The following is a 15,261-nucleotide window of genomic DNA, read 5'->3' as shown; positions in this document are numbered from 1 at the left end:
TCAACGACATCACCCATATTGAGGGAAAAAAGTATCTTTGGGGACTGTTTTGGAAACATACAAACACCAACGGATAACCGTGCGACAGCACTTGTATATGTTAAAAAAAGAACGTTACCGCCAGTTAATTGCGCATTTCTCTCAAAAATTCCCACAAGCCGAAACCGAATTGCACTACACCAATCCGTACGAATTGCTGGTGGCGGTTATTATGTCGGCACAGTGTACCGACAAGCGGGTGAACATGGTGACGCCAGCCTTGTTTGAGCGTTATCCTGACCCGCAAGCATTGGCCGACAGCACCTCTGATGAGGTTTTCCAATATATTCGGAGCATTTCGTATCCCAACAACAAAGCCAAGCATTTGGTAGGAATGGCGCGAATGCTGTTAGATAAGTTTGGCGGGGAAGTGCCAAGTTCCATCGAAGAACTTCAGCAAATGCCAGGGGTAGGCCGAAAAACGGCCAATGTGATTGCTTCCGTTATTTATAACCAACCAGCCATGGCCGTTGATACGCACGTTTTTCGGGTATCGCATCGACTGGGCTTGGTTCCTAAAACAGCGACAACTCCGCTGGCTGTTGAGAAAGAACTCATCAAATACATTCCTGATTCGGTGATTCCTGTGGCGCACCATTGGCTCATTTTGCACGGACGCTACGTGTGTCTTGCCCGAACTCCGCAGTGCGACAAATGCGATTTGACGCATTTGTGCAAGTATTTTGAAAGCCAACAGAAGAAAAATAGTCCGAAGTAGTCAGCAATTTAGCGTATTTTTGTGGCCTACTTTCATTTTGACCACCTACTTACCGATGAAACAAGTGTATTTTACGGCAGGACCCGCAGAGATGTATCCTACCTTCGAGCAACATTTACGTACGGCTGTCGAAAACCAACTTGGCTCCATTTCGCACCGAAGCCAGAAATTCAGAGACATTTACAAGTTCACGGTCGAGCAACTTCGTACATTGATGAACATTCCCGAATCGCATGCGATTTTTTTTACGGGCTCGGCGTCGGAAGTATGGGAGCGGATATTGCTTAATTGCGTAGAGCACGAAAGTTTTCACTTGGTCAATGGCTCGTTTTCCAAGAAATTCTACGAGTATGGAGTTTCCTTGCGCAAATTTGCTCACAAACAAGAAAAACCGTTTGGTGAGGGGTTTGACTACGGCGAAGTAGAAGTTCCTGAGTATGCAGAAGTTATTTGTGTAACTCAAAACGAAACCAGTTCGGGTGTTCAGATGCGCGAACCAGACATTCATAAATTGAAGCGGAGCAATTCTAAGAAATTGATTGCGGTTGACATGGTTTCGTCGGCGCCTTATCCCGAATTAGACTTTGGAGTGATTGATACAGCCTTCTTCTCGGTACAAAAAGCCTTTGGCTTGCCTGCGGGGCTAGGGGTATGGATTGCCAACGACAAATGTCTTACCAAGTCGGAGCGGTTGAATAAGTACGATGACATCACGATTGGAGCACACCATAACCTGCCTTCGCTTTGGAAAAATTTTAAAACCTACGAAACCCCTGCTACGCCCAACGTATTAGGCATTTATCTGTTGGGTAAAATCGCCGAAGACCTCAATGCCATCGGAGCGGATGTTGTTCGTAAGCAGACCGAAGAAAAATACAAAGTTCTTACTAAATACGTAGAGACAAGCAATGTGTTTAGCCCAGCGGTAGCTGAGGAAAGACACCGTTCTCGGACGGTTGTGGTGGCCAATACCAGCAAGTTATCGGCGGAGGTAATTGCGGAGGTGAAAAAAGCTAATATGGTGGTTGGAAGTGGCTACGGGCCTTTCAAAGATAGCCAAATTCGCATTGCCAACTTCCCAGCGGTGTCGCTTGAGCAAGTGGAATTGCTGATTGAAGAATTGAAAAAACTAGAGAATTAACCCGCCGAACCCGCCGTCAGACGACAGTCAGACGGCGGCAGTAGTCGATAGTCAGACGGCGGCAATAGTCGGTAGTCAGACGGCAGAGGTAGGCGATCCTCAGAGGGAAGTAGTCTGACTATCGTCTGACTACCGTTTTATCGTCTGACTCTTGTTTTGTAACAACAAAAAAACGCCCTGCAAATGCGATAAAGCTTCGTTGTTCGTTTTTGGTGTATCTTTGGCCGAAAATTGGGACGTATGAAGTCGAACCTTGCACGCATTGCTCTTTTTATTGGGATTTTAGTCGGAATAAATGCCATCGCAGCATTTGTTTTTTTTCGTTGGGATTTGACCCAAGAAAAACGCTACACTATCTCGGACGCTACTAAAAAACTTCTCCAAAACTTGGATCACCAAGTGGTGATTAAGGTCTATCTGACGGGCGACTTTCCAGCGGGTTTTGAACGTTTGGAACGCGCCATTCAAGAAACCCTAGAATCATTTGCTGATTATGGCGGAGGCAATGTGGCCTATCGCTTTATTGAACCTACTGACCCCAAACTTCAGGAAGAACTCATTGGTAAAGGATTGATTCCGACCAATTTGTTTGCCAACGAAGAAGGAAAACGTACCGAACGCCTGGTGTTTCCAGGGGCTGTTTTGGTATATGAAGGCAAGGAATATCCCGTCCAACTGTTAAAAGGAAACAAGTCGGCTACGTCGGAAGAACAACTCAATCAATCGTACGAAGGCGTAGAGTTTGAGTTGGCGTCGGCGATACGTCGATTGGCGCAAAAAGACCGCAAGCGAATCGGGGTTTTGGTAGGTCATACCAAGGTTCCCCCTCCGCGTTTTTCGGATTTTTTGGCCAATCTTCAACAGAATTATGACCTTTATTTTGACGTTCAAAACCCTGACAATTGGGATAAAGGTGACTTATTGGTAATTCCCAAACCTGATAGCCCTTTTAGCGAAGATGAAAAATACCGCCTCGACCAGTTTGTCATGCGCGGAGGAAAACTACTGATGTTTGCCGACGGTGCGCGCGTTGATAGCGTAAGTTTGGAGGGGACATTTGCGCAGCCTTTGGATGTCAATCTCGATGATTTGTTGTTCAAATACGGGTGCCGAATCAACCAGAATTTAATCAAAGATTTGAGTTGTGCCATGATTCCCCTCAACGTGGGTAACATGGGCGACAAACCGCAGATTCAATCCATGCCGTGGCGCTTTTTCCCTTTAATCAATAATTTTGGAAAACACCCGATTGTCCGTAATCTGGATGCCCTTTATACCCGTTTTCCCAGTAGTATTGACACCATTCAGGTGGATGGTATCAAGAAAACACCATTGCTTCTGACCTCGCGCTATACACAGCTACGTAAAGCGCCAGTGTTGGTAGGTTATAACGAAGCGCGTCAGCAACCCGACCCGCGTGAGTACAACGCAGGCGAAAAACCCATTGCGGTGTTGTTGGAAGGCTCGTTTTCGTCGTTGTACAATAACCGTTTGTTGCCTAACGACCCACGTACAAAATCGTTTTTGGGAAAAAGCAAGCCGACCCAAATCATTGTAGTATCTGATGGTGATTTGATTGTGAATGATATTGATTACAAGCGCAATGCCCCTTTGCCGTTAGGCTACGACCGACTTTCTGGCAATACGTTTGCCAACCGTGATTTTGCGTTGTACGCCGTAGATTACTTGGCTGATTCGGAAGGATTAATTACGGCAAGAAACAAACAAGTAACGCTGCGACCGTTGGATAAACTGCGTCTTAAAGAAGAGCGTACGCAGTGGCAACTGCTGAACTTGTTAGGCCCGTTGGTATTGATTGGTGTCGTGGGCTTAGTGTGGCAATGGAATCGTAAACGCCAATACGGAAGCTAAAATAAAAGTTCCCTGCGTACCGTGTTTGCAACGGTGCGCAGGGAATAATACGTTAAGCTGCGAGGTTGGGGTCTTCAACCACGTCTTTTTCGACCCGCAAGTTATCAATGATAAACCGTTGACGTTCGGGGGTATTTTTGCCCATGTAATACGTCAACAATTTGGGAATAGTTGTTTCTTTTTCCAAAATCACGGGTTCGAGGCGAATGTTTTCACCAATAAACTTTCCAAACTCCTCGGGAGAGATTTCCCCAAGCCCTTTGAATCGCGTGATTTCTACTTTTTTGTTACCTCCTAGTTTTTTGAGTGCCTTTTGGCGTTCTTCGTCGCTGTAACAATAAATCGTCTCTTTGTGATTTCGGGGATTTCGGACGCGGAAAAGCGGCGTTTGTAAAATGTACAAATGCCCGTTTCGGACCAAATCAGGGAAAAACTGCAAGAAAAACGTCAGCATCAACAAACGAATGTGCATCCCGTCCACGTCGGCATCGGTCGCAATCACAATGCGATTGAAACGTAAATTTTCCAGCCCTTCTTCAATATCTAAAGCGTGTTGGAGGAGGTTAAACTCTTCGTTTTCATACACCACTTTTTTGGTTAAACCAAAGCAATTCAGTGGTTTACCTCGTAAGCTAAACACTCCTTGGGTTTGTACGTTACGAGACTTCGTAATCGAACCACTCGCCGAGTCTCCTTCGGTAATAAACAAGGTTGTTTCGTAACGGTCGTCCGATTTTACGTCTGGCAGGTGAATGCGGCAATCACGTAGTTTTTTGTTGTGCAAACTTGCCTTTTTTGCTCGTTCGTTCGCCAATTTTTTGATACCCGCCAATTCCTTCCGCTCGCGTTCTGATTGCTCAATCCGTTTTTTCAACGCTTCCTTAACCGCTGGATTCATGTGAAGGAAATTGTCGAGCTTTGCTTTGAGAAAGTCGTTGACAAATGTCCGTACGGTAGGGCTGTTGGGATCGGGAGAGATATTGCTTGAGCCTAGTTTAGTTTTGGTTTGGGATTCAAAAACAGGTTCTTGTACCCGAACACTAACGGCGGCTATGATAGATGCCCGAATGTCTTCTACGGCATAGTCTTTGCCGAAGTGATCGCGAACGGTATCGACGAGCGATTGCCTAAATGCCATCAAGTGAGTACCGCCTTGGGTGGTGTATTGGCCGTTTACGAACGAGTAATATTCTTCCCCGTATTGGTTGCCGTGCGTCATCGCAATCTCAATGTCCGAGCCTTTGAGGTGGATAATAGGGTAGCGAATCGAATCTTCGTCGGTTTTATTACGGAGTAAGTCGAGCAAACCGTTTTGAGAAACAAATTTTTGTCCGTTATAATTGATGGTAAGGCCAGCGTTGAGATAACAATAATTCCAAATCATGTTATCCAAAAACTGCGGGATGTAGTGGTAATTTTTGAAAATGGTATTGTCAGGCTCAAAAATCATCAAGGTTCCGTTGCGTTGATTCGTATCTTCTTCGCCCGATTCTGTCACGATTTCACCTTTGCGAAATTCGACCCATTTGGTTTTTCCTTCGCGAAAAGACTGCACTTTAAAGTAAGAAGAAAGGGCATTGACAGCCTTTGTCCCGACTCCGTTGAGCCCTACCGATTTTTGAAAAGCGCCCGAATCATACTTTCCACCCGTATTGATTTTAGAAACGCAATCCACCACTTTCCCAAGCGGAATTCCCCGTCCGTAGTCACGAACTTCGACGCGGTGTTCTGAAATTTTTATATCAATCGTCTTTCCAAAACCCATGGTATGTTCGTCAATGGAGTTATCAGCAATCTCCTTGACCAATACGTAGATACCATCATCGGCAGCTGAGCCATCGCCGAGCTTGCCAATGTACATTCCAGGACGTAATCGGATGTGTTCTTTCCAATCGAGCGAACGAATACTGCTTTCGTCGTACTTTACTTGTTCTGCCATTAATAGTTCAAAGATTATTTGTAGCAGGCTTGTAGATAGCCTTTGGTATGATTTTACAAACTTACAATTTTAAGTCTTGAAGCACAAGTGCAGCCTTATCACAAAATATTTCTGACCAAACACTTGTCATATTCAGGGGTAAAGTATTTACTTTGTAAAACAAAGTTCTTTTTTATTGATTTTATTTAAAGCTCTATAGAAAAAACAAAGTAGTAACAAAACCATGAAAATATCGGAAAAATCATACAATAAGCCCAGAAAATGGCCGTAAAAAAGAAAAAAGTTTAAAAAACTAAAAAAGTTACGTTACTTTGTCGGCCAATTTGATTCTGTATAAATATTGGCTTGTCTATCGTGTTAATTTATTGTTAATCAGAATCTACCTTTTTTCTCTGAAACACATTTCATGAAGAAGTTTTTTAAAGATTTTAGCGCAGGACGCGCAGTCTTACACCTATTTTCGATTAGTTTATTAACAGCCACTTTAGTAAACGCCCAAACTCCTGCTGGAACAGGAAGTAGTAGCTCAAGTTCAAGTTCGGCGCCTGCGCAGGGTCAAGCCCCTGCTTCTACAACGCCAGGCTCAACGGCTCCTACCACGACAACGTCGCCTACCACTACTACGGCCGACAAAGGAACAGATGCAAAGAAAAGCGCTGATCCTAAGGCTCTTAATCAGGTAGAAAAAGCAAAGGACAAAGAAACGACAGCTGCTGATGCTCAGTCAAACGAAGATACAGAAGAGGCGTATCGTCAGGCAGAGTTGAATAAGATGCGTCGTAAGATTTTTGGATACCAGCTTTTTAATAATCCAAATGTTTCATTTGCACCTTCTGATAACATCGCTACCCCCCGTGACTATACCATTGGGCCAGGTGATGAGTTGATGGCGTACATCTACGGTTATTCACAGTCGATGTTAGAACTGCCCGTCAACTCAGATGGATTTGCCTTTGTGAAAGCGGTTGGCCCAGTGCAATTAAGCGGTCGGTCGATTGAGCAGGCACAAAAAGAATTAATTACTCGTCTTTCGCCCTACTACAATAATCTTGGGGCGCCAGGAAGTAGTGCAAGTACCTATCTTCAATTGCGTTTGGGACGGATTCGTACCATTCGGGTGACGGTATTGGGTGAAGTTACGACGCCAGGTACTTACAATGTTTCGTCGCTTTCAACGGCGTTGAATGCGCTTTATCTTACAGGAGGCCCTAATGAATTAGGGTCATTCCGTCAGATTCAGGTGGTGCGTAAAAACAAAACCGTAGCAACCCTCGATTTGTACGAACTGTTGATGAACGGAACCTTGAACTCAGACATTCGTTTGCAAGACAATGACATCATTCAAGTGGGTGTTTACAAAAAACGGGTAGAGATAAAAGGAAATGTAAAACGCCCAGGCTTGTATGAGCTTCTTGACAATGAAACAATGAGTAATGTCCTAAACTACGCAGGTGGTTTTACGGACAATGCTTATACGGATCGGTTGAAACTCTTGGGGCTTACGGCCAAAGAGCGCCGTATTGTGGACGTGCGTTCGACAGACTATGGCACATATATTCCTAAAAATGGAGACGAAATTACGGCTGATATGTTGTTGGCGCGTTTTGAAAACATGGTCGTTATTTCTGGGCCTGTGTTTCGTCCAGGACAATATTCGTTGGATCAAAATAAAACGTTGCTTCAGCTAATTAAAAGTGCCGAAGGTCTGACAGGCGAAGCTTTTACAGGGCGTGTGAATGTGATTCGTACGCGGGAAGACTTGTCGGTAGAAAATATTTCGTTGAATCTAGCGGATATGCTCAACGGCAAAACCCAAGATTTAATCCTTCAACGCGAAGACCAAGTGATTATCCCTTCTAAATTTGAACTTCGTGAAGGGACTTTCATTAAAGTGATTGGAGAAGTAAACCAAGGCCCAGAAGTTAATCTTCCTTACAGTGCCAACTTTACGTTAGAAGATGCAATCATTCGTTCGGGTGGTTTTAAAGAATCCGCATCTACGGCTCAAATCGAAGTGGTGCGCCGCAAGCGTGATGTGAACGTACAGTCTGCCACTGCACAAGTAGCCGATATATTCTTGTTTGACGTTAATCGTGATCTTACACTCGACGGAAATGACAGCCGTTTCATATTGGAGCCATACGATGAAGTGTTAGTACGTCCATCGTCAAACTATCAGCCGCAAACATTCGTGACTTTCAAAGGCGAAATCGTAAGTCCAGGGATATATGGTATCAAAACCAAGGATGAGAAATTGTCGGACCTACTCAAGCGTGCAGGAGGATTGACAGCACAAGCGTATGTAAATGGAGCGACTTTGTTGCGTAAGATTACACTTTCCGACGAAGAAATCGCACAACGCAACCGTGCAGTATCTGAAATCTCGGATGATGCTAAAAAAGGCCGTTTTGACGACGAGGGCGTTGTAAAAGATAAGCAAGAAGCCATTGGCATTGATTTGGGCCGTATTCTTCGTAACCCAGGAGGCCGCGAGGATATCATTATCCAAGATGGTGACGTGATTGATATTCCTAAGCGTCTCGAAACGGTACGTTTGCAAGGAGAGCTTCTTTTCCCAACCACCGTAAAATACCGTAATGGTAATTCGTTTATGGATTATGTTTCGCAAGGAGGCGGCTTTACGCGGATGTCACTCAAACGTAAATCGTACGTGATTTATCCCAATGGTTCAATTGACCGTACGCGCAAGTTCTTGTTCTTCAATGTGTATCCAAAAGTAGAACCAGGTTCTGAAATCCATGTGCCACAACGTACCCAATCAGACCTTGCAGAAGCGCAAAGAGCGATGCAGTCAGTGATTGGTATATCATCAACCTTGATGACATTGATTACTACGGTGTTGGCTTTCAGAGTATTAGGTGCAAAATAAAAAGAATTAACTAAGAAGCTTTTATGGAACAACAAGAGCAAGTAACCCTCACGCCCAAGCTGATTTTTCAAAAGATAATCGCTACCAAGAACCTAGTTCTAAAAAACTGGTGGATTATTTTATTAATTACGGCGATTGGTACGGGAATAGGATACTACATAGATGCGGAAAAAAATAAACGTCTTCAATACTTAGCTAAAATCGTTTTTAGCATCAGTGGCGCGTCTGGCGGACAGGACATGGGAGGTTTTGGAAGCTTGTTAGGAATGTCAGGTGGTGGACAAGGTGGTGACGCAGGATTGTTTAGAGGAGAAAACCTGTTTTATGTCATCAAAACGCGCCCCGTGTTGGAAAGAGCGTTGCTATCAACGGTGACTTTGAGTAATGGAAAAAAAGAAAAGTTTGTCAATTACTACCTCGATTCGACCTACTTGCGTCAAGACGAATGGGCGAGTTTTTTGCCCGAATGGATGAATGTGCGCATTACGCATAATCGCCGCGACTCCATGACTAAAGTAGAACGTCAAGTGTTTGATGGGGTACTTTATCGGGTAAAAGACCGAGAAATCAAAATTTTGCAACCTGACATCAAGACAGCTTTTTATGACCTAACGGTGTCGATGGAAAATGAGCAGGTATCAAAAACATTTGCGGAATTGTTGTTGACAACCATCGAACGAGTTTACCAAGAAACCCAAACCCGTAAGTCGCGCGAGATGATGGGCATCATGCAGCGTCGGGTCGATTCGTTAGGGCGCGTGCTGAACCGTACAGAGAGCAGTTTAGCGCGGACTGTCGTCATCAATACCGACGCCGTCGCTCCTACCGCCAAAGTGGAAGAGGGGCGCCTGACTCGAAGTAATACGTTTGTTTCTTCGCTCTATTTGGAGGCTTCGCGCAGTTTGGAAAACTTACGGATGTCGATTGTCAAAGAAGCTCCGTTATTTACCATCATCGAACCCGCAGTATTACCACTCGAAACTCGTCTTTTCACGCGTGAGAACACTAAGTTTGGAGCGATGTTAGGACTCATTGTGGCTATTATCTTTGTGCTCGCCAAACAAACGTACGGTGAAGCATTGAGAGACATGAAAAAGAACTAAACATAAGACAAGAAAATGAAGCTTTGGGTGGGAGAAATCCTGTTCAAAGCTTTATTTTTGGCATAAAGTAATTGTGCCAGTATAAAGCTATTTCTATTTTAACCCCACGCCTTTAGGCTGGGGTCTAAGGGGTTACTTAGCATCAATACTGTTAACAGTTAACAAATAACGATTAACCGTGCGAAAGCACTTAAATCTGAACGTAAAAAACAATGGCGCATTCGGAAGAAGTAATCATTGAAGCTGGCCACGGAGCAAAAAACTACTGGCGTGACTTGTGGAAAAATCGTGAATTGTTGTTGATTCTTTCCCGTCGCGATTTATCAGTTCGCTACAAACAAACGGTAGTTGGGGCTGGCTGGGCTGTCATTCGGCCTTTTGCAACCATGCTCGTCATGGTTTTTGTGTTTGATAAAGTAGCCAAATTCAAAGGAGACGAAGGAATTCCTTATCCGTTGATGGTATTGGCGGGAATCACCATTTGGAACTTCTTCTCGACAACCTTTACCCAAATTAGCCACAGTATTTTGCTGAATTCTAACTTGGTGACCAAAACCTATTTCCCGCGTTTAATCATGCCATTGAGTTCGGTGGTTGTGGGGTTTGTAGATTTCATTATTTCGATTGTTCTATATGTACTCATCGCCATCTGGTACCAACATTTTCCAAGTTGGCAACTTTTGCTTTTTCCCGCTTTTGTACTTTTGACATTGGCGGCTTCGCTGGCTTTTGGACTATTTTTTGCCGTGATGAATGTGCGATTTAGGGACATTGCGCAGTTGATTCCTTTTATTGTTCAAATCGGATTTTACGCTTGCCCTATCGCCTACAGTAGCAGTATGGTCGAAGCCAACCAAGGAGCTTGGTGGTATGACTTGTATTATCTCAACCCGATGGTAAGTATTATTGATGGGTTTAAGTGGTGTCTTTTAGGCGACGGCGCCTTCTTTAAAGTGAGTAGTTTGTACAGCACAATAGGTTTCACAGTGGCCGTATTGGGTATTTCGATTTACTATTTTCGTAAAGAAGAAAATTCGTTTGTTGACTACATTTGATTACTTTTGAAACTAGAACAATACCTATACGACCAATGGAGGTTATCGTTGCGGAAGATATTAGCAAAAAATATATCATAGATCACCAAAAAAAGGCTCGTAAGAATTATACACTACGAGATACTTTTTCGGAGAAGTTTAAGCATTTTTTTGGCAAGGGAGAAGAGGACGAAGTCGAGCACGAGGAGTTTTGGGCCTTGCGTGATGTGAATTTTAGCGTGAACCAAGGCGACCGCGTTGGTATCATTGGTCACAACGGTGCAGGCAAATCGACTTTGCTGAAAATTTTGAGTAAAATCACGGAGCCTACCAACGGTCGAGTGACCATCAAAGGACGAGTCGCTAGTTTGCTTGAAGTAGGAACTGGGTTCCATCCCGAACTCACTGGGCGCGAGAATATCTTCTTAAACGGGGCTATTTTGGGCATGAAACGCCACGAAATCAAGGCTGCGTTTGATAGCATTGTTGATTTTGCGGGAGTTGATAAGTTTTTGGATACGCCCGTAAAACGTTATTCTTCTGGTATGTACGTTCGTTTGGGCTTTGCCATTTCAGCGCACTTGAGCCCTGAGATTCTTATCATCGACGAAGTACTGGCCGTAGGAGACGCTGATTTTCAGAAAAAATGCCTCGGTAAAATGCGGGATGTCTCGGAAAGTGGTCGTACCATTTTATTTGTGAGTCATAACCTTGCCGCCGTGCAGTCGTTGTGTAACCGCGCTTTCTATTTTGAACACGGTCGTCTCAAATTACAAGGAGATACGACCCACGTAGTTAATAACTACTTGAGCCACGTTGCCAAAACTACCCTAGAGCACACTTGGGAAACTCCCGAAGAAGGCCCAGGAACCGATGAGGTGCGTTTCCGTAGTATTCGGGTGAAGCCTACGTATGCCAGCGGAAAATTGTACATCGACGTAACGACCCCCATAAAAGTACACATTGAGTTTTGGAACATGGCCGAGCGCGCCGACCTTAACTTGAGCCTGCACCTTTATGCCTTTACTGGTGAGTGTATTTTTAACGTTGGGACAACCTCTCAGTCTTTTGACAAAGGTTTGGTGTCGGCAACGCTTGATATTCCTGGAAACTTCCTTAATGATGGTTCGTACGTCATATCGGTGATGGTTGTCAAAGATACCTCTACCGTTTTATACCAATTGTCTGAAGCGGTTTCGTTTGAAGTAGAAGACCACCGTGAAGGTGTGACGTGGTATGGCAAATGGCCTGGTTATGTACGCCCTCAGTTTAATTTTCAAATTAGCCAATCAGAAGTATTGGTTTAAACGGCTGGATTGTCCAAGCGAATGATTAACGTTACCAAAACATACCTTCCCGATTTTGATGAATATGTTTCTTATTTAAAACAAATCTGGGACAATTCACAGCTGACCAACAATGGCCCCTTGGCCCAGCAGTTGGAAAAAGGACTTAAAGAATATCTTGGAGTCGAGTATTTGTCTTTTTGTGGAAACGGCACCATCGTGCTCCAAATGGCATTGAAGCTACTCGAACCCGCTGGGGAGATTATTACGACGCCTTTTTCGTACGTAGCGACTACCAACGTTATTTTGTGGGAAAACCTCAAACCCGTTTTTGTCGATATCGACCCTGCGACCTATTGCATCAATCCCAATTTGATTGAAGCATCTATCACCGAAAATACACGGGCGATTTTGGCTACCCACGTCTATGGCAATGCTTGTGATGTGGAAGCCATCGAGAAAATAGCCCAAAAATATAACCTCGTTGTCATTTATGACGGGGCTCATGCCTTTGGGGCTAATTATTTGGGGAAATCGCTGCTCTCTTACGGTGATTTTGCCACGTGTAGTTTCCACGCCACCAAATTGTTCCATACCGTAGAAGGGGGAGCAATTGTGACCAATACTCCTGAACGTCACGAGAAAATGCACTTGATGCGGGCATTTGGGCACCGTGGAGATGACTATTTCTTTATGGGGGTCAACGGGAAAAACTCGGAAGTACATGCCGCAATGGGGCTTTGTAACTTGCCAATGGTTCCTCAACTAATTCAGGCGCGAAAAGCTGTTTGTGATGTATATACAGAGCTTCTCGATTGGAGTCGTTTGTCGGCACCTCAGTGGGCCGATGGACTAGAGCGTAACTACTCCTACTATCCACTTGTGTTTGAGTCGGAAGAAAAACTACTTCAGGTGAGGGACGTTTTGGCACAACACGAGATTGTGCCACGTCGTTATTTTTATCCTTCACTCAATCAGCTTCCGTTTTTAAAGGAAGCCGAAGCTTGTCCCGTGTCTGAAGATATTTCGTTGCGGGTGGTATGTTTGCCACTTCATGCCGAACTACCTCACGAAGATGCTAGACGAATAGCTACGTTGATAAACCAACATCTGTAACTATGGCATTGCTTAGTTTAGTATGTTTCGGGGTATTCGTTGGATACATCGGACGGACAGCCGCTCAAATTTGTCGCCCGTCGCTTATCGACTGGCTCTTAACATCGTTTCTCCTTTTTGCGAGTAGTATTATTCTCACGGGATTTTGTCTATCCCCTTTACACCTTACCAGTGCTACGTGGGCTTGGGCGTTGGGGGTATTTGTACCTCCTACGTTGATTTGGGGTGTTTTTTCAAAAATAGCTCCCCAAAAAACGCCTTTTGCGCCGCTGACAATGCTGGTACATCGGTGGCACGCCGCACAACGCTGGTACGTGAGCGGTGGGGCTTACCTTCGTTTCTTATTTGGAATAATGATCCTGACCCTAGCGGTCATTGGCATCACCAACTTAATCCTTGTCTTGTTTACCGTTCCCAACGAATGGGATAGCATGACAGGCCACCTCAATCGGGCTGTGCAATACATCCAACGGGGTACGATGGCGCATTTTGGTGGAACCAACTGGAACATGGATACCTACCCTAAAAGTGTGACCACCATTCAAATTTATTCCTATTTGATGACGGGGGGCTTTGAAAACGCTTTTAAACTCATCCACCATTTATCGTACTGGATGACCATCGTGGCCGTGTTTGGCATTGCTCAACGCGTTGGGAAAAATCGCTTGAATGCGAGTTTCTTTGCGGCGTTTGCTTTTGCCATGTTTTTGGATTTTTTAATGCAAGCCATCACCACCGAAACGGACATCGTTCTGACGGCTTACTTTAGTACGCTTTTGTATTTTTTGTTCACTTACCGCATCACGCGCGAAGACCGTTATTTATACTTGGCGGCACTAGCGCTTGGGGTAGTGTATGGCCATAAAGTAACGTTTACCCTGTTGCTACCTTCGGTATTTGTGGTGATGATTTATACCGTATTTTTACAAAATGCGTGGGGAGAAAAAAAGGGGCTTAAAAAAGGCTTTTTTAATTGGGCAGCCATAGGAAAGTTGGCAGTTGCGATTCCGCTTTGTTTTTGCATTTGGACATTGCCAACGGGCTATTTAAAAAACATTGAAGTATTTGGCCACCCCATTGGCCCACCTACTTCTCTCAAACACCAGTCCATCGAGCGAGCGACTTCCAACGGAGGCTTTCGGAATTTATTTGAACAAGGTTCACGCAATGCGGTGCGCTATGCGTACGATTTTGTCAATTTAGACGGTATTCGCAATGTGGAAATAGGCCAAAAAGCCAACCGCGTTATGCGTAAGCCACTTGTTTATTTGGAAGATAAACTGAAGATGCGTTTGGATGAAACGACGGAGTTTTCAATTGTTCCATTTACGTTTGAACGCCGTTTTGAGTTTATTAATGGAAACCCTTATTGGGGCATTTTCGGTTTCGCGTTGGTGTTTCCTTTGCTATTTTTGGTGATGATTGGCCTAGTGCGCTCGCCTGCGCATTGGTTTCTGGGTATTGCGTTGCTGTTGCACTTTGCGGCCTTATCCTATTCTGCCCCTTACGACCCTTGGAAAGGACGCTATTTTCAGGAAACAGGGGTACTGGGCGTGCTGTTTTTGACGCTGTTGTTTAGCCACAAATATAGCCTCGAAAAATCGGGCTACTCGTGGGCGCTTAAAACCTACGTAGGCATCGTGACAGTACTGGGCTGTATTTCAGCCTTGTTAGCGGTGTTTTTGAACGTGCGTTGTTTGCCTTTTGACGCACTTGGGCATAAGTCGGCGTTTAAGACCGAACGGATTGAATTGATGACGTTTGCCCGTCCTGATATTACCAAAGCCTACCAAAAATTTGACCAAATGGTGCCCGACTCCGCCACGGTGGCCTTGGGTACTATCAACGATGACTTTGAATATCCGCTGTACGGTAAACACCTTTCGCGGCGCCTAATTACTATTAATCCTTTTGAAAAAGGTGTTCAGCCCATTCCTAAGGAGGCTGATTATCTGTTTTTCTCGAAAAATGTCATTCCTCCTCTTCCGACCGATATTCGTTTGGGGACAGACACCACCATGAAAGACCTGATTGTGCCAGGGGAAGATTACTACCTAAGAAAATTGAAATAAACCAACTTCTCGAAAATTCAAAACTTTCGAGAAGTTCGCTCTCTACACCTG

At 44.5% G+C, this 15,261-nt stretch carries 10 protein-coding genes; 9 read left to right on the top strand and 1 reads right to left on the bottom strand.

The window, feature by feature from the left end:
• Window positions 1–97 precede the first annotated feature (97 nt).
• From nth to gldG, 3 genes are all read left to right on the top strand, one after another.
• Window positions 98–757: an endonuclease III gene (gene nth, locus FHS57_RS14775; RefSeq protein ID WP_183974874.1), complete on the top strand. Its 660-nt coding sequence runs from the start codon at window positions 98–100 to the stop codon at window positions 755–757.
• Window positions 758–812: 55 nt separating this feature from the next.
• Entirely contained in the window at window positions 813–1,898 is a 1,086-nt protein-coding gene (locus FHS57_RS14770; RefSeq protein WP_183974872.1) for an aminotransferase class V-fold PLP-dependent enzyme, read from the top strand.
• Window positions 1,899–2,138: 240 nt separating this feature from the next.
• Entirely contained in the window at window positions 2,139–3,770 is a 1,632-nt protein-coding gene (gene gldG / locus FHS57_RS14765; RefSeq protein ID WP_183974870.1) for a gliding motility-associated ABC transporter substrate-binding protein GldG, read from the top strand.
• A 52-nt stretch (window positions 3,771–3,822) separates the two neighbouring features.
• Here gldG and FHS57_RS14760 read toward each other — a convergent pair whose 3' ends face one another.
• Window positions 3,823–5,709, bottom strand: a complete 1,887-nt coding sequence (locus FHS57_RS14760; RefSeq protein WP_183974868.1) for a DNA topoisomerase IV subunit B — start codon at window positions 5,707–5,709, stop codon at window positions 3,823–3,825.
• 406 nt (window positions 5,710–6,115) lie between these two features.
• Here FHS57_RS14760 and FHS57_RS14755 point away from each other — a divergent pair, with 406 nt between their 5' ends.
• The 6 genes from FHS57_RS14755 (at window position 6,116) to FHS57_RS14730 (ending at window position 15,210) form a co-directional block, all read left to right on the top strand.
• Entirely contained in the window at window positions 6,116–8,599 is a 2,484-nt protein-coding gene (locus tag FHS57_RS14755) for an SLBB domain-containing protein (RefSeq protein WP_183974866.1), read from the top strand.
• A 23-nt stretch (window positions 8,600–8,622) separates the two neighbouring features.
• Complete coding sequence (locus tag FHS57_RS14750; protein WP_122933198.1) at window positions 8,623–9,702, top strand: hypothetical protein; 1,080 nt, start codon at window positions 8,623–8,625, stop codon at window positions 9,700–9,702.
• A 212-nt stretch (window positions 9,703–9,914) separates the two neighbouring features.
• On the top strand, window positions 9,915–10,757 hold the full coding sequence (locus FHS57_RS14745; RefSeq protein ID WP_183974864.1) for an ABC transporter permease: 843 nt from the start codon (window positions 9,915–9,917) through the stop codon (window positions 10,755–10,757).
• 35 nt (window positions 10,758–10,792) lie between these two features.
• Window positions 10,793–12,043 carry an ABC transporter ATP-binding protein gene (locus tag FHS57_RS14740; protein ID WP_183974862.1) on the top strand — a complete coding sequence of 417 codons (1,251 nt, stop codon included), beginning with the start codon at window positions 10,793–10,795 and terminating at the stop codon, window positions 12,041–12,043.
• A gap of 21 nt (window positions 12,044–12,064) precedes the next feature.
• Window positions 12,065–13,138, top strand: coding sequence for a DegT/DnrJ/EryC1/StrS family aminotransferase (locus FHS57_RS14735; RefSeq protein WP_183974859.1), 1,074 nt, complete (start codon window positions 12,065–12,067; stop codon window positions 13,136–13,138).
• Between the two features lie 2 nt (window positions 13,139–13,140).
• Entirely contained in the window at window positions 13,141–15,210 is a 2,070-nt protein-coding gene (locus tag FHS57_RS14730; RefSeq protein WP_183974857.1) for a hypothetical protein, read from the top strand.
• Window positions 15,211–15,261 lie beyond the last annotated feature (51 nt).

The sequence above is a fragment of the Runella defluvii genome (genome assembly GCF_014195535.1).
GTDB lineage: Bacteria > Bacteroidota > Bacteroidia > Cytophagales > Spirosomataceae > Runella > Runella defluvii.
This window is presented reverse-complemented; position numbering and strand designations above follow the sequence as displayed.